Source organism: Micromonospora haikouensis, from assembly GCF_900091595.1.
GTDB lineage: Bacteria > Actinomycetota > Actinomycetes > Mycobacteriales > Micromonosporaceae > Micromonospora > Micromonospora haikouensis.
Window position 1 is genome coordinate 58,738 of record NZ_FMCW01000025.1, and the last position, 17,513, is coordinate 76,250.

Annotated in this window: 4 protein-coding genes (1 of these 4 running past the window's edge); all 4 read left to right on the forward strand. The window is 74.4% G+C overall.

Annotated features, from left to right (window positions below):
• Tightly spaced (each overlapping or abutting the next), the 4 genes in view from GA0070558_RS23830 to GA0070558_RS23845 form a layout consistent with a single transcriptional unit that may run on beyond the window.
• A complete protein-coding gene (locus GA0070558_RS23830) occupies positions 1 to 6,432 on the forward strand; it encodes a non-ribosomal peptide synthetase (protein ID WP_091283750.1) in 6,432 nt (2,143 codons plus the stop codon).
• Positions 6,429 to 9,698 carry a non-ribosomal peptide synthetase gene (locus GA0070558_RS23835; RefSeq protein ID WP_091283752.1) on the forward strand — a complete coding sequence of 1,090 codons (3,270 nt, stop codon included), beginning with the start codon at positions 6,429 to 6,431 and terminating at the stop codon, positions 9,696 to 9,698. Before GA0070558_RS23830 ends, GA0070558_RS23835 begins: the two co-directional genes overlap by 4 nt.
• Positions 9,695 to 15,022 carry a type I polyketide synthase gene (locus tag GA0070558_RS23840; protein ID WP_091283754.1) on the forward strand — a complete coding sequence of 1,776 codons (5,328 nt, stop codon included), beginning with the start codon at positions 9,695 to 9,697 and terminating at the stop codon, positions 15,020 to 15,022. Before GA0070558_RS23835 ends, GA0070558_RS23840 begins: the two co-directional genes overlap by 4 nt.
• Positions 15,019 to 17,513, forward strand: partial view of a non-ribosomal peptide synthetase gene (locus GA0070558_RS23845; RefSeq protein ID WP_091283755.1) — the 5' portion only. 796 nt of this gene lie beyond the right edge of the window; the window shows 2,495 of its 3,291 coding nt (coding positions 1-2,495); its start codon is at positions 15,019 to 15,021; the stop codon falls past the right edge of the window. The genes GA0070558_RS23840 and GA0070558_RS23845 overlap by 4 nt, the downstream gene beginning before the upstream one ends.

Here is a 17,513-nt window from a genome sequence, read left to right on the forward strand (position 1 = left end):
GTGCTCCCGGCCGTCACCGACGATTCGAGGTTCCTCGCCTCTCCGGCCCAGGACCTGCTGTGGCGCCTGGACCGCGCCGGCGCCGCCGTAACCCCCGTCCGGATCCGGGTGCGCGCGCACGGGCCGGTCGACGTCGCCCGGCTCGCCGCCGCAGCGCGCGCCACGATCCAGCGGCACGAGGCTCCCCGCACCACGATGGGCGATCTGGGAAACGGCACCGCGACCCAGACTGTGCACCCCGAGCCGGCACCGGAAGCGGTCGCGGTCGACGCGACCGGCCCGGACACCCCGCCGGTTGACATCGGCGCGGACGTGGCGACGGTGCGCGGCCAGCGGCTGGACCTCGCCATCGGGCCGGCACTGCGGATCCACCTCGTGCCGGCGCCGGACCGGGCGGTCGAGATCCTGGTGGTCGGGCATCCCGCCGTCGTCGACCGCACCTCGCTACGGTTGCTGGTGGCCGAACTCGCGCTACGGTACGCGCAGCCGGAGCACGATCACGGGCGCCCACTGCACGGCGACCCGGACGAGGTGCTCCAGTACGCCGACTTCGCGGCCTGGCACCACGACCTGCTCGAGTCCACCGACGGCGCCGCCGAACGGCGCGTCTGGGACGAGCAACTGGCGGCATCCGGGCCTGACCCCGCGCCGCCTGTGGCCGGTGGCGCCGCCCGGACGGTGGACTGGCGCTGGGCGCCCGAGTTCACCGCCCGGCTGGCCGCCCTCGGCGCGGAACTCGGCCTCCGCGTGCCGGACCTGGTGGCCGGCGTGTTCGCCGCCGTCGCCGCCCGGTTCACCGGTGCCACCACCGTGGGCCTCGACGTCGTCGACCCGGCCCGTGGATACCCCGCCCTCGCCCGCGCCGTGGGCCCCTTCGCCCGGACCGTCCCGGTGCCGGTGCAGGTCGATCCCGACCTGCCCGCGGCCGACCTGCTCGCCACGTTCGCCAACGACCTCGCCGAGCGCCGCGCCCTCATCGATCACCTCGATCCCCGCCGGGCCGCACCCCGTGGCACGACCCCGCGGTGCGGCTTCGAGTACGCCGAGGCGCCCACCCCGATCACCGCCGGCGACGTGGTCCTCCACGTCCTGGCCGAGACCGACCTCGTCGACGCGTACCCGACCGGCCCGTCCGGGCTGCGGCTGGCCTGCCTCGACGGCGACGGCGGGATGACGCTCCGGCTCGGATACCAGGACGGGACGCTCACCGCGGCGGCCGCGGCCGGCTTCGGCGAGTGCCTCGCCCACGCGCTGCATGACCTGGCGGAGCGCCCCCGGACCCCGGTGGGCCGGCTCCGTCTCCTCACCGACGCGCACCGTGCCCGGCTACTGGCACGTGGCCGGGCGACCGAGCCCGGCGGGTGGACCCGACCGGTCCAGGACACGATCGCCGAACAGGCGGCCCGGACGCCGGACGCCGTCGCCGTCGTCGCCGGGCCGGACGAGCTGACCTACCGCGACCTCGACCGGCGGGCCGAGCGACTCGCCGACTACCTGCACCAGCTCGGGGTCGTCCCGGGGGAGCCGGTCCTGGTCAGCCTCGACCGGCGGGTCGAACTACCGGTGGCGGTCCTGGGCGTGCTCAAGGCGAAGGCGGCGTTCGTGCCGGTCGACCCGGTGCATCCGCCCCGCCGGCTGGCCCGGCTGCTCGCCGACACCGGCGCCCGGGTCCTCATCGGAACCGCTGCGCACCGCGCGGAGCCGCTGCTCGCCGGCGCCCGGCACCGGATCGTGCCCACGCAGGACGAGCCTGCGGTGGCGGCCGCCCTTCCCCGGCCGCCCTTACCACCGACCGGACCCGACGACCTCGCCTACGTCCTCTACACGTCGGGCACGACCGGGCACCCCAGCGGGGTACTGGTGACCCACGGCGGACTGGCCAACTACCTCGGATGGTGCGTCGGCGCGTACGGGATGCGGGACGGCACGGGCGTGCTCACCCACTCGTCCATCGGCTTCGACTTCACCCTCACCACCCTGCTCGCCCCGCTCCTGGTCGGGCAGCGCGTCGTACTCCTCGCCGACGGCGGGGTCACCGCCGTGGCGGCGGCCCTGCGGGCGGGAACCGACCTGACTCTGGTCAAGCTCACCCCCACCCACCTGGATTTGCTCGCCCCCATGCTGCCGGCCGGCGACCTGGCCGGCGCGGTGCGCACCCTGGTCGTCGGCGGTGAGGCGTTGGACGCCCGATCGATCGCCCCGTTCCGCGACGCCGGAACGCGGGTGGTCAACGAGTACGGCCCGACCGAGACCGTGGTGGGTAGCACGGCCCACCACGTCGGCGTGGCGGACCCGGGTTTCGGGCCGGTGCCGATCGGACGTCCGATCGCCGGTACCGTCGTCTCGTTGCGGGCCCGTGCCACGGCGGAAGGCGACGGCACCCTGCCCGACATGGTGCCCGACGGCGCGGTCGGCGAACTCTATATCGGTGGATCCGGTGTCGCCGCCGGCTACCTCAACCAGCCGGAGCTGACCCGGCGGCGGTTCCTCACCGATCCCGCCGATCCCGACCCGGGCCGCTGGTACCGAACCGGCGACCTCGGCCGCTGGGGGCCCGGCGGCGTCCTGGAGTACCTGGGCCGGGCCGACAGCCAGGTGAAGGTCAACGGCGTGCGAATCGAGCCCGGTGAGATCGAGGCGGTCCTGCTCGACCACCCGGACGTGACCGCGGCGGTGGTCGTGCTGCGGCGCGACGAGGACCCCGGCGGGTCCTCGCCGCTGGGCGGCCACCCGTTCCTCGCCGCGTACGTGGTCGGCGGCGGGCCGGGCCCGGCGGTGGACCGCACGGCGCTGCTGCGGCACTGCCGGGAGCGACTGCCCGAGCAACTCGTCCCGCGCGCGGTCCTGGTCCTGCCCAGCCTGCCGCTGACGGTCAACGGGAAGCTGGACCGGGCCCGGCTGCCGAAGCCGGACGTCCGGGTACGCCCCGACGTCGACCTGGTCGCCCCGCGTACCGACGTCGAGGAGATCCTGGCCAATTCGGTGGCCACCGTCCTCGGGCTCGACGCGGTCGGCATCGACGACAACTACTTCGCGCTGGGCGGAGACTCGATCCGCAGCATCATGGTGGTCAGCCGGGCGCAGGCCCGAGGCGTCGAGGTGACCGTCGCCGACCTGCACGCGTATCCGACGGTACGGCACTGCGCCGAGCAGCTGCGGACCCGCGTCGAGCCTGCGCCGGCACCGACGAGTGGGCCGTTCTCGCTGCTGTCCGAGGACGACCGGGCGCGGATTCCCGCCGGTGTGGAGGATGCGTTCCCGCTGAACCTCCTGCAGGAGGGAATGATCTTCCACCGGGACTTCGCCGAGAAGTCGGCCGTTTACCACGCCATCGCCTCCATCCGGTTGCAGGCACCGTACGACCACGACGCCATGCGTGCGGCGATCGACCAACTCGTCGCGCGGCATCCGATGCTGCGCACGTCGTTCGACATGAGCGGGTTCAGCCGGCCCCTGCAACTGGTACACACCGACTTCGCGTCCCCGCTGTCCATGGAGGACCTCCGGGCGCTGCCGCCACCGCAGCGCGCCGAGCGGGTCGACGCGTGGATCGCGGCGGAGAAGGCACGCGGGTTCGAGCTGCACGAGTACCCGCTGATCCGGTTCCGGGTGCACCGGCTCGGCGACGACGAGTGGCAGTTCACCTACGGCTTCCACCACGAGATCGTCGACGGGTGGAGCGAGGCGCTCATGATCGCCGAGCTGTTCAGCCAGTACTTCGCGGTCGTCTTCGACGAACCGGTCGCGCTCCGTCCCCCGACCTCCAGCATGCGCGACGCCGTCGCACTGGAATTGGAGGCGTTGCGGGACCGGCGCAACTACGAGTTCTGGGAGCGGTACCTCGCCGGTGCGACCGTCATGCGGCTGCCCCGTCCGGCCGGTGGTGTCCGCGCAGACAAGGGCGCCCGGGAGATCGTACGCGTCGAGGTGCCGGTGCCGGTCGAGCTGTCCGACCGGCTCAAGCAGGTGGCCCGGGACAGCGCGCTGCCGCTGAAGAACGTGCTGATGGCCGCGCACCTCGTGGTGATGTCCAGCTACGGCGGCCACGCCGACACGCTCACCTACACCGTCGGCAACGGTCGCCCGGAAAGCGCGGACGGCAGCTCGGCGATCGGTCTGTTCGTCAACAGCCTCGCGCTGCGGGTACGCACCGCAGGCGGCACCTGGCGCGAGCTGATGCTCGCCGGGCTGGAGTCGGAGCGGGCGTCCATGCCCTACCGCCGGCTGCCGATGGCCGAACTCAAGCGGCACCAGGGCAACGAGCCGCTGGCCGAGACGCTGTTCTTCTTCACCAACTACCACGTGTTCGGGGTACTGGACCGGTGGACCGAGCGCGGCGTCGGCCATGTTGCCACCGACCTCTACGGCGAGTCCACCTTCCCGTTCTGTGCCATCTTCCGGCTCAACCGCCAGACCGGCGACCTGGAGGTCCGGCTCGAGTACGACAGCCTCCAGTTCTCCGCCGAGCTGATGGCCGGGATACGCGAGTGCTACGCCCAGGCGCTCGCGGCGATCGGAGCCGACCCGGACGCCCCCTACCACACCCGTACCTGGGCACCTCCGGCCGACGTGGCCCACCAGCGGATGGTCGGCTGGGGGCCGGCCGCCGGCGCGGATACCCGCTGCCTGCACCACCTCGTCGAGCAGTGGGCCGTCCGTACCCCGGACGCGGTCGCCGTGCACCACGAGGGCACGCTGGTCAGCTACCGGGAGCTCGACCGGCGGGCGAACCAGCTCGCCCACCTGCTGCGGGCCAACGGGGTCGGTCCGGAGCGGATCGTCGGCGTGCTGGTGGAGCGGTCCGCCGGCATGATCGTGACCCTGCTGGCCGTGCTGAAGGCGGGCGGCGCCTACCTGCCGCTGGATCCGGCGCAACCGGACGAGCACCTCGCCAGCGTGCTCGCCGACGCCGGCTGCGACCTCGTGCTCGCCCAGTGCGGGCTGGACGTCCGGCTACCGGCCGGGGCGCGGACCGTCCCGGTCGACGCGACGGTCTCGGCCGCCGCCGGCCGGCCGGCGACCGCGCCGGCCACCACGGTGACGCCCGGCAACGCCGCATACCTCATCTACACCTCCGGCTCGACCGGGCGGCCCAAGGGCGTCGTGGTCGAACACCGCAACGCGGTGCGGTCCACCCTGGCCCGGCACACCGCCTATCCTGAGCCGGTCGAACGGTACCTGCTGCTGTCCTCGTACGCGTTCGACAGTTCGGTGGCCGGGATCTTCTGGACCCTCAGCCAGGGCGGCACCCTGCTGCTGCCGGTAGAGGGCGCCCAGCGTGAACCGGCGGCGCTCGCCGACCTCGTCGCCAGCCGGCGGCCCAGCCACACCCTGGGCGTGCCGTCCCTGCTCGCGCTCCTGATCGACCAGGGTGCCCACAGTGGCGACCTGCGTTCCCTGCGGACGGTCGTCTCCGCCGGCGAGTCGTGCCCCGCCGACCTCGCGGGGGGCGTCGCGCGCGCACTGCCCGCCGCCACGCTGCACAACGAGTACGGCCCCACCGAGGCGACGGTGTGGGCGACCGTCTGGTCCGCGCCCCCCGGTGCGCCCGCAGCGGCGGCCGGCGAGGTCCAGGTGCCGATCGGCCGGCCGGTCGAGGGCACCCACGTGCTGCCGGTCAACCAGCACGGCCACCTCGTGCCGGCCGGGGTCGTCGGCGAACTCCGCATCGGCGGTGCCGGGGTGGCCCGCGGCTACCACCGCCGCCCCGCCGAGACGGCGGCACGGTTCCTGCCGGACCCGTTCGCCGCCACCGCCGGCGGCAGGTGGTACGCCACCGGGGACCTGGGCCGGATACTCCCCTCCGGGGACCTGGAGTTCCACGGCCGCAACGACCACCAGGTGAAGGTCCAGGGCTTCCGGGTCGAACTGGGCGCCGTCGAGGCGCTACTGGACGCCCATCCCTCGGTGCGGCGCGCGATCGTGGTCGCCGAGGGCGATGCCACCGGTGACCGGCGCCTGGTGGCGTACCTGGCACCCACCGCCGGGCACTCGGTGTCCGCCGAGGCGGTCCGCGACCACGTACGCGAACGCCTGCCCAGGTACATGGTGCCGGCGGTGGTCGTGGTGATGGACGCGCTGCCGCTGACCGCCACCGGCAAGATCGACCGGTCGGCCCTGCCCGCGGTCGGGCACGAGCGCCTGGCCGGCACCACCGAGTACGTGCCGCCGCGCAACGAGGTCGAGCGGGCCATCGCCGCCATCTGGTGCAGCGTGCTGAAGCGGGACCGGGTCGGCGTGCACGAGCGGTTCTTCGACATCGGCGGCGAGTCGCTGCGGGCCATGCAGGTGATGGCCGCCACGAACGGCATGTTCGGGACCACGCTGTCGGTCCGGACACTGTTCGACGCTCCCACCGTCGGGCAGCTCGCCGCCCGGGTCGGTGCCGCCGGCGTGCCGGCCCCCGACGACTCCCGGGGCGGTAGCGGATGAGCCGCCCCCGCGACGGCCGCCGGCATCCCCTGACTCCGGGCCAGCGCGGGCTGTGGTTCCTGCATCATCTCGACCCGCAGGACACCGCGTACCACTGCTGCACCGCGATCGACCTGGTCGGTCCGCTGCGACCGGCCGCGCTGCGGCACGCCGTCAGGCGGCTCGGCCGGTGGCACGACACCCTGCGGACCGTCTTCGTCGACGGACCAGAAGGCCCGTGGCAGGTGGTCCGTGACGAACCGCCCCCGCTGCGGTTGGTGGACCTCAGTCGGGTGCCCGGTCCGCGCCAGGACGACGTGGCACGGCACCTGATCGGCGAACTCGGCCGACGACCTTTCCGGCTCCGCGACGAGGGGCCGGCCCGTTGGGTGCTGCTGCGCTTCGGCCCGACCCGGCATCTGCTCGTCCTCGATCTGCACCATCTGGTCTTCGACCGGGACTCACTGGCCGTCATCTGCGCCGAACTCGACGGGTGCTACACGGCCGGTCTGAACGGACGGCCCACCCCTGCGCGACCGGACGGTGGCGACGCCTCCAGGGTGGTAGGCGGCTGGCCGGTCACCGCGTCGGCACCGCTCGATGCCACCTCAGGCCCCGACGGCGACGGGCGCATCTTCGTCGGCGGCGGGCGGGTCGGCACGCGGCCGTCGCGGTACACCACCCGGCTGGACGGGGCGGACCTGATCCGGCTGGGCGAGCTGTGCGCGGCCGAGTACGCCACCCCGTTCATGGGACTGCTCGCTGTGGTGGGCGCGCTGCTGAGCCGGTACACCGGACGGGCCGCGACCGTGGTCGGCGCACCGGTCTCGCTGCGCGACGGGGCCGAGCACACGCATGTGGTCGGCCTGCTGGTGAACGTGGTGCCGCTGCCGCTGCGGGTCGACCCGGGACAGTCGATGCGGGCGCTGCTCCGCCAGGCCCGGAACGTGGTGCTCGATGCGCTGGAACGGCGGGCCGTGCCACTGAGCCAATCGGCGGGCGCGGCCCGCCGCGCAGGGCCGGAACCCGGCGGACCACCCGTTCCGGTGCTGCTCACCTACCAGATCGCCACCCCGCCACCCCGGTTGCCTGGCCTGGAGTGCACCCTCCGGCCGGTGCCCGCCGCCGCGGCCAAGTATCCGCTGACGGTCGCCGTCACCGCTGACGACCGCGGCTGGGAACTCGACCTGGAGGCCGACCCGCGGCACGCCACCGAGGACGAACTGGCCGCCTTCGCCCGTCACCTCGCGGTCCTCGTCCGCGCCTTCGGACACGACCCGGGCAGTCCGGTCGCCACCGTGGAGCTGCTCGACGACGCAGCCCGCCGGGCGGCGCTGCGTGACTCGTCCGGTCCCCGGACGCCCCGGGACCCCGCGGCCGGTCTGCACACCCTGGTCTCGACGGTGGTGCCCGGTCGCCGTGACGCGGTCGCCGTCGTCACCCCCACGGGCCACGGTGACCGGCACCACGTCAGCTACGCCACCATGTGGCGGTCCGCCGGCGCCCTCGCCCGGACGCTGCGGCAGCAGGGGGTGACGGCGGAACAGACCGTCGCGGTCCTGCAACCACGGGGGATCGGCATCCCGGTCAGCTACCTCGCGATCCTGCGCGTCGGCGGTGCCGTGCTGCCGCTCGACCCGGCCGACCCGGACGGACGGCTACGCGTCCTGCTGGCCGAGGCCGGCGCCGCCATCGTGGTCACCGATCGTCGGCTGACCGACCGGGTCGCCGCCCTGGGGATGACGCCGGTGCCGGTGCAGGACGCGCTGCGGCCCGCCGCCAGCGCCCCGGCCGTTACGGACGGGGCCGGCGGGGATCCGCCCACCCGCAGGCACGGCACGGGCGGGCGCACCAACCCGGAGCAGGCGGCGTATGTCCTCTTCACCTCCGGCAGCGGCGGCCGGCCCAAGGCGGTCGTGGTGCCGCACCGTGGCATCGTCAACCGGGTCTCCTGGGCCCGGGAAAGCATGCCGCTGCGGCCAGCCGAACGGGTCCTGTTCAAGACCTCGCTCGTGTTCGACGTCTCCGTCGCGGAGCTGTTCTGGCCACTGGCCTGCGGCGCCTGCCTGGTCGTCGCCGAACCCGGCGGGGAACGTGACCCGGCCTACCTGGTCGATCTGATCCGGCTGGAACAGGTCGCTTACACCCACTTCGTACCCTCGATGCTCGCCCCGTTCCTCGCCGAGGTCGCCGCGACCGGGGATCGGCTCACGTCGCTGCGGACCGTGGTGTGCAGCGGCGAGGCCCTCGCGGACGAACTGGCCCGGCGGGCGGGAACCCTGCTCGACGCCCGGTTGCACAATCTCTACGGCCCGACCGAGGCATCGGTCGAGGTGCTCGCCTGGGAGTGCGACCGGGACGCCCGGATCCCGGTCGCACTGGGCCGGCCGATCGCGAACATCCAGTGCCGGATCGTCGACGACCGGATGCGGCCGGTGCCTGCTGCGGCCCTCGGTGAGCTGGTTCTCGGCGGTGCCTGTGTCGCCCGCGGGTACGCCGCCCGCCCTGGACTCACCGCCGCGAGCTTCGTGCCCGCGCCGGACTCCGTCGGCGCACGCCTCTATCGCACCGGCGACTACGGACACCGCGCATCGGACGGGACCGTGCATCTGGTTGGCCGGCGCGACCAGCAGATCAAGCTGCTCGGGCGCCGGATCGAACCGGACGAGGTGAGCGCGGTGCTGCGCCGGCAGCCCGGGATCATGGACGCGGTGGTCGTGAGCCATGGCAACCGGCTCGTCGGGTTCGCCGTCATCACCGCAGCGGTCGACGAGCCGGCGATCCGGACCCGGGTGCTCGCCGCCCTGCGTGTCGAACTGCCCGCGTACCTGGTTCCTGCCGTGCTGGAGTTCCTGCCCCGGATCCCGCTGCTGCGCACCGGCAAGGCCGACCGGGCCGCGTTGACCGTACTGGCCGAGCGGCTGGCCCGCCGCGCCACGCCGTCCGCCGCGCCGCGTACCGAGTTGGAACACACCCTGGCCCGAGCCTGGCGGGCGACCCTCGACGCGCCCGAGATCGGCCTCCACGACGGGTTCTTCGAGGCCGGCGGCGACTCGCTCGCATTGTTGCGCCTGCACCGGCGACTGGTCCAGGAGGTGGCACCGGATCTGACCGTACGGGAGCTGTTCCGGTACCCGAGCGTCGCCGCACTCGCCGGATACCTGGCCGACCGACCCGGCGTGGCGGGTGCCGCGGCGGCTGCCACCGCCCGCGCGGCCGGGCGTGCCGCCCGGCGACGTGCGGCGACCGGCGTCCGCTCCCGCGCAGAAGGCGGGAGACCGGCATGACCGAGCCGAACCTCGACCCGGCCGAACCGGTCGCCATCGTCTCCATGGCGGCCCGAGTCCCCGGTGCCGACGGCGTCGAGCGGTTCTGGGACAACCTGCGCGGCGAGGTCGAGTCGATCAGCCGTTTCCAGGGACGCGACCTGCTGGTCGACGGTCACGACCCGGAGCATGTGCTGCACCCGGGGTTCGTCGGCGCGGAAGGTCTCCTCGACGATCCGGCGATGTTCGACGCGGCGTTCTTCGGTTACCCGCCGCACGAGGCGAGCATCATGGACCCGCAGCACCGGCTGTGCCTGGAACTCGCCTGGCAGGTGTTCGACGCGGTCGGCATCGATCCCGCCACGACCGGGGTGCCGACCGGGGTCTTCCTGTCCACCGGGCTGAGCACCTACCTGGTGCGCAACCTGCTCGCCGGGGACGCCCGCGCCCGGCGGGAGCGGCAACGCCGCGACGGCCTGCACCTGCTGATGCACAATGACAAGGACTTCGCGGCCACCACCGTCTCGTACAAGCTCGGTCTGACCGGGCCGAGCCTCGCGGTCGGGTCGGCCTGCTCGTCCTCGCTGGTCGCGGTCCACCTTGCCGTACGCAGCCTGCAGAGCCACGAGTGCGACCTGGCCCTGGCCGGCGGAGCCGCCGTCCAGACACCACAGGGCCAGGGCCATGTCTGGTCCGACGACGGCGTCTACTCTCCGGACGGCCGCTGCGCCGCGTTCGACGAGTCCGCCGCGGGCACGGTCGGCGGCAACGGCGGCGCGGTCGTCCTGCTCAAACGGCGCAGCGACGCGCTGCGCGACGGCGATCACATCCACGCGTTGGTGCTCGGCTCGGCGGTGAACAACGACGGTGGCGGGAAGGTCGGGTACACGGCGCCGGCGATGTCCGGGCAGACCGAGGTCATCGTCGAGGCACAGGCGGTCGCCGGGATCCCGCCGGCGTCAATCGGATACGTCGAGGCACACGGCACGGGCACCCGCCTCGGCGACCCGATCGAGGTCGGCGCGCTGACCGAGGCGTTTAGGGCCGGGACCGACCGCCGTGGCTTCTGCCACCTCGGCTCGGTTAAGTCCAACATCGGCCATCTCGACGCCGCCGCCGGCATCGTCGGCCTGGTCAAGGCAGCGCTGGTGGTCCGGGACGCGGTGATCCCGGCGAGCCTGCACCTGCATCGCCCCAACCCCGCGATCGACTGGGCGGCGTCACCGTTTCGGGTCTGCGACCGGACCGTCGCCTGGCCGGCCGGAGCCGGGCCACGCCGGGCCGGCGTCAGCTCCTTCGGGATCGGCGGTACCAACGCTCACGTGGTGCTCGAACAGCCCGCGTCGCCGCAGCCGCGGTCCCGCACGCTCCGTGTCGAACAGGCCGTGGTGCTCTCCGCCGCCAGCCCGGAAGCGCTGCGCCGCACCGCCGGGGACGTCGCCGGTCACCTGCGTGCCGGGCCGGCGGTGGACCTCGCCGACGTGGCCGCGACCCTCGCCCTGCGCCGCGCACTGCCGTACCGGTGCGCCGTCGTCGGCGCGGATCCCGCCGGCGTGGCCGGGCAACTCGAGCGGATCGACCCGCCGGACGACCCCGTGCCCGGCCGGCCGGCCGTAGTGATCGCCCTCGACGACGAAACCTGGCCGGTGACCGCACTGCGGGAGACCGAACCCCGGTTCGAGCTGCACCTGACGGAGTGCGCGCGGCTGCTGTCCGAGGCGGGGACCCCGGTGCCCGCGCACCGGGCGGCAGCGGGCTTCGCCGTCGGGTACGCCCTCGGCCGCACCCTCGCCGACTGGGGCGTACCCGTCGACGCGGTGCTCGGCGGCGAACCCGGGGCACTGGTGACAGCCACCCTCTCCGGCCGGCTGTCGCTGGCGGATGCGGTTCGGCGGGTCACCGCCGACGGTCCGCCGGCCGCGACCGCGTACGTCGAAGAGGAGATCGGGCGGCACCTCACCGCCGGCGCGGTGGCGGTGGTATACGCCGGCATCGGCCCGGGTGAGGGCGATTCGATCCGCCGGCACCCCGCGTTCGGGGCACGGCACCGGATCGTCCCCGCCCTGCCCGCCGGTTCCCGGCCGACCCTGTCCCCGCTGCTGGCGGAGCTGTGGACGGCGGGCTGCACTGTCGACTGGGCGGAGGTCCACCGCCCGCAGCGGCCGCGCCGGGTCGCGTTGCCCGGGCATCGGCTGCACCGCCGCCGGCACTGGATCGACCCGCCACCGGCCCCGGCGCCGGTGCCCGCGTTGCGGGAGGTGGGCCGGTGGCTGCAGGCCACGCTGGCCGCCGAGCCGGGCGACGTGCGCGGGGTGGACGATCACCCGGGGCTGCGGGCCGGATTGGACCGCCTGTGCGCCGAGTTGATTCTGTGGTACTTCGTCCGGGCCGGTGTCGACGTCCGGGCCGGCCGGGCGTACGGTCTCGCCGACCTCGTCGACCGGCTCGGCGTCCGGGCGTCGTATCGACCCTTCGTCGAGGTCCAACTGGCCGCGCTGGCCCAAGACGGCCTGGTGGACGATGACGCCGGCACGGTGACCTTCCGGACACCACTGGATCTTGCCGCCGTCGACCGGGCCGGGATCGACGCGACCGCAGCCCGGCTCGCGCACACGTATCCGGGCTTCGCCGGTCTGGTCGAGCTGCTGGTTCACTGCGCCGAGGCCTATCCCCGGGCGTTGTCCGAATCCGGGGAGGGACTCCGTACGCTCTATCCCGACGGCCGCGCCGACCTGCTCACCCGTACCCTGACCGCGCAGACCGTGGAACACCGTGCCGTCGGCCGGCTCACCCGCCTCGGCGGGCAGTTGCTGCAGCGGCTGACCGACGGGGCGGATCGACCGCTGCGGGTCCTGGAGGTCGGCGCGGGCACCGGCGCGCTGACCCGGGACTTGGCCGCCGCCCTGGGCGCCGACCGGGTCGTCTACCACGCCACCGACATATCCCGCGCGTTCGTCTCCCGGCTGGCCGCCGAGGCCCGCCGTCGGCGGCTCGACTGGGTCCGCGCCGGGGTCCTGGACATCACCAGGGATCCGGCTGCGCAGGGGATGGCCGGCCGCCGGTACGACGTCGTGTGTGGTCTTGACGTGGTGCACGTCACCCCGGACATCCGGTCGAGCCTGACCCACCTGCGTTCGCTGCTCGCTCCCGGCGGACTTCTGCTGCTCGTCGAGACGGTGGCCACCGACCGCTGGCTGCCCATGATCTGGGGACTGTCGGAGGCGTGGTGGTCCGCGGCCGACGGCAGGCGGGGCGGGCCCCTGCTCGGTGCCCGGGACTGGGCCGGCCTGCTCGGCGGGATGGACTTCGCCGCCACGGACGTGCTGACCACGCCGACCGGTCCCCGGGACGCCGCGTTCGTGCTCGCTCAGGAGCCCGGCGTCCCGGCCGGGCACGGATCGATCGTGCAATCCGCCGCCGCGGCGGACACCACGGCCCACTGGCCGGTCAAACGTCCCGACCCAGCCACCTGGACCTACCAGCCCGGCTGGCGGCACGTTCCGCCGCCCGCCACCCAGGCCCCGCCGGGCGGACAGACCTGCCTGCTACTCAGCAACGGTGGTCCGCTGACCGACGAGATCACCCGGCGGTTGGCCGCCCACGGTATATCCGTGGTCCTGGTGGCCGGCGCCGGCCCGGCGGCGGGGTCGGCGGAACACCGCACGATAGACCCCGCCGAGCCACGGCCGTACCGGATCCTCGCCGACGAGCTGGCCACCGCCGGCCGGCGGGTCGGCCTGGTCGTGCACCTGTGGGCGCTGGAGGAGGCGGAGGCCCGGGGCGGCGGGGCCGGCCTGGACACCTTCGACCGCAGCCAGGCACACGGGCTGCACAGCCTGCTGAACACGGTCCGGGCTCTCGCCGGGCGGCCGGCGCTGCGGCTGGTGACGGTGACCACCGGCGCCCAGGATGTGCTCGGTGACGATCTGACCCATCCGGAGAGTGCCACCGTCCTGGCCGCGGTCAAGGTCGTGCCGCGCGAGTTTCCGTCCGTGTCGTGCGTCGCCGTCGACCTCCCGCCGGCCGGGGAGCGTCGGCCCGGCCCGGCCGCCGACCAGGTGGTGTCCGAACTGCTCGGCACCGGTGGGCCCGCCGTGGTCGCCTACCGCGGCCGACGCCGGTTCGCCCCGTATCATCTGCCCCGCCCACTCGCCCCGGCCGCCCCGCCCGCCGCCGCCCGACCCCGGCCCGGCGGGGTGTACCTGGTCTGCGGTGGCCTCGGCGGGATCGGGCTCGCCGTCGCCGGGTGGCTCGGCCGGGCCGGCGGTCGGGTCGTGCTGACCACCCGGCGACGGCTGCCGGCCGAGTCGGAGTGGGAGGGGTACCGCCAGGCGCCGGTCGGCGACCCGGTGGGCGATGCCGTCCGCCGGGTGCTCGGCCTACGCGACCAGGGCATCACCGTCGCCGTCCAGCACGCGGACATCACCGATCTCGCCGCGATGCGCGGGGCCGTCGCGGCGACCGAACGGCGGTTCGGGCCGTTGACCGGCGTGGTGCACGCCGCCGGAGTACCCGACCGGGCCGGAATGATCCTGCGCCGCGACCGCGCCGCGACCGACGCCGCGATGGCGGCGAAGACCCGGGGGCTGCTGGTCCTCGAAACCGTCCTCGGCGACCGCCCGCTCGAGTTCCTCGTCCTGTGCTCCTCGATCGGAAACATCCTTCCGAAGCTCAAGTTCGGTGAGGTCGGCTACGTGGCCGGCAACGAGTTCCTGGACGCGTTCGCGGCGTACCGGTCGGCCCGGCGAACCGGCATCACAGTGTCGATCACCTGGACGGACTGGAGCGAGGACGGCATGTGGGCGGCGGCCCGGGACCGGCTCGCCCATGACACACCGGCCTCGTTCCGGCCGGCCGGCCTCGCTCACGACGGCGACCTGCTCGGCGCCATCAGTTCGGCCGAGGGAGCCGAGGTGCTGGAGCGGATTCTGGCCCATGGTGTGGCTCCCCGGGTCGTGGTGTCCAGCCAGGACCTCGACGAGCTGCTGCGGCGGCACGAGGCGCACCCCGACCGGCACCGGACGGTCCTCGATCGCGCCGAGCCGGCGGTCGCCGGCGGGAGCGGCCCGGCTCCGACCGACACGGCCGGCGTTGACCGGACGGCGGCGGTACCGCAGCGGGTGGCCGCGCTGTTCTCGGCGCTGCTCGGTGTGCCGCAGGTAGCTGGCGGCGACGACTTCTTCGACCTCGGCGGCGACTCGCTGCTCGCGCTGCGGCTACTGGCGGTCCTGCGTGAGGAGTACGGTGTCGACCTGCCTGTGGCCGACGCGTTCGACCAGCTCACGCCGGCAGCGGTCGCCACGCTGGTGCAGGCTGCGGTCGGGCGGGCCGGGGTGGCGCCGTGACCGGGGCCGGGGCCGGCGGCCCAGTGCGGCGGCCCGGCCCGCCACCGCCGGTGCTGTCGTACGCGCAGGAGCGGATGTGGCTCGAGTGGATGCTGCGGCCCGGTGACAGCGCCTACCATCTGCCGCTGCGGCTGGAACTGACCGGGCCGCTGCGTCCGGCCGCACTGCGCGGTGCGCTCGACGTCGTGATTCGCCGCCACGACGTGCTGCGTACCCGGTACGGCAGCCGGCGGGGGCGCCCGGTGGCGATCGTGGACGACCCCATGCCGCCCCGGCTGCCGCTGATCGACCTGTGCGGGCTGCCGGCCGATGTGGGCACGGCCATGGTGGACGCGATCGCGGCGGCCGAGGCGGCCCGGCCGTTCGACCTGTCGACCGGTCCGGTGCTGCGGGTCCTGCTGGTCCGCCTCGATGCCGATCGGCACATCCTGCTGATCACCCGGCACCACGTCGCCAGCGACGGATGGTCGCTGGGCATCCTGCTGTCCGAGCTCGGCGCCGGCTACCGGGCCGGCGACGCGGGCCGCCCGGCCGGGCTGGCGCCGCTGCCGCTGCGGTACGCCGACTACGCCGCCTGGCAGCGTGAACCCGGCGGCCCCGCACTCGACGAGGCCGCGTTGTCCCGGTGGACCAGCAGGCTCGACGGGGCCACGTTCGGGCTGGACCTGCTCGCCGACCCGCCGCCGTCGGCCGGGTCCGGCCCGGCCCGTTCGATCCGGTGTCGGCTGCCGGCCACCCTGGCGGCCACGCTGGCCGAAACCGCCCGTACGCTGGGCACCACCACGTTCGTCGTCCTGTTGGGCGCCTACGCGTGGGCGTTGTACGGTGCGGGCGGCCAGGCCGACCTGGTGATCGGGACGGCGGTCGCCGGGCGGACGTGGGTGGCGCTGGAACCCCTCATCGGCGCCTTCGCCACAATGGTGCCGCTACGGCTGGACCTGGCCGGCGCGCCCACCTTCGCGGTCCTCGTCCGGCGGACCCACGCCACGGTCCGGGCTGCCCTCGCCGACCAGGACGTTCCGCCGGAGCGGATCGTGGAGGAGCTTCAGCCGCACCGTACTCTCGGCGACCACCCCCTGTTCGCGGTGGCCTTCACCCTGCAGAACACCCCGCCGGTCGCGATCGAGCTGCCCGGCGTCCACGGCGAGGCCCGTCCCGACGCGGCGGTGATGCCGAAGTTCGCGCTCGCGCTGACCGCGACCCCGCACGACGACGGACTCGACCTCGTGTTCGAGTACGACCCGCACCGGCTCACCGACCAGCTGGCGGCGCGGATCGCCGGCAACACGTACGCCGCTCTCGTCTCCGGGTGCGCCGCCCCCGACCGGGTCGCCCCGACCACGCCGGACGGCACGGCGGACGCGACTGGCCTCGTCCACCTCGATGCGCGACCGGGCGGTGGCCGCAGTGCGGACGTCCACCCGCCGACGGCGACCCGCTGTCTGCCGGACCTGGTGGCCGACGCGGTGGCCCGCCAGCCGGATGCTATCGCGGTGACCTGGCACGGCAACCATCTCACCTACCGCGAGCTGGAGCGGCGCTCCGCCCGGCTGGCCCGTCACCTGCGGGCCCGTCGGGTCGGCCCGGAGACGCTGGTGGGCATCTGCCTGGACCGCTCACCCGACCTGGTCGTCGCCGCGCTGGCGGTGGCCCGCGCCGGTGGCGCCTACCTGCCGATCGACCCGGCCGATCCGGCGCGGCGGCAGGAGACCGTCTGCGCCGCCGCCGGACTACGGCTGGCCATCAGCCGTCAGGGCCTGCTGTGCGCGCCGGTCGACCAGCTCCTGTTGGACGACCTGCCGCCGGATCCCGAGCACCCCGGCCCGCCCGGCGGCCCCCGCGTCACCCCGGCGAACGCCCTCTACGCGATCTCCACCTCGGGCAGCACCGGGGAACCCAAGACGGTGGTGGTGACCCACGCCAACCTCGCCGCCGTCATCGACGCGGTCCGGGCCGCCGCACTGCCTCCCGGCGGCCCTCGGGTCTGGTCGATGACCCACGCACCGGCGTTCGACGTGTCGGTGTTCGAGATGTGGGCCGCGCTGACCGAGGGCGGACGTCTGGTCGTCGTTCCGCCGGACGTCGCGCGCGCCCCCGACGAGCTGTGTCGCCACCTGCGTGCCGAGCAGGTGGCCGTACTCAGCCAGACGCCGAGCGCTTTCGCGCAGCTCGCGCCGTTCGTGCTGCGGGACGGGACGCCCGGCTCGCTGCGGGCTGTCCTGCTCGCCGGCGAGGCGTGCGACGTCGCAGCGCTCGACGGCTGGTTCACCGCGTTCGGCGACCGACGACCCGTCCTGACCAACCTGTACGGCATTACCGAGACCACGGTGCACGCGATGGTACGACCGTTGACCGCTGGGGACGCGGGCGCCGCCCGGTCTGGCACGGGCCCCGGCAGTCCGATCGGCCGGGCCCTGCCCGGGCTGCTGGTGCGGGTGCACAACCCTCGAGGGGACGAGCTCCCCGAGGGAGGCAAGGGCGAGATCGTCGT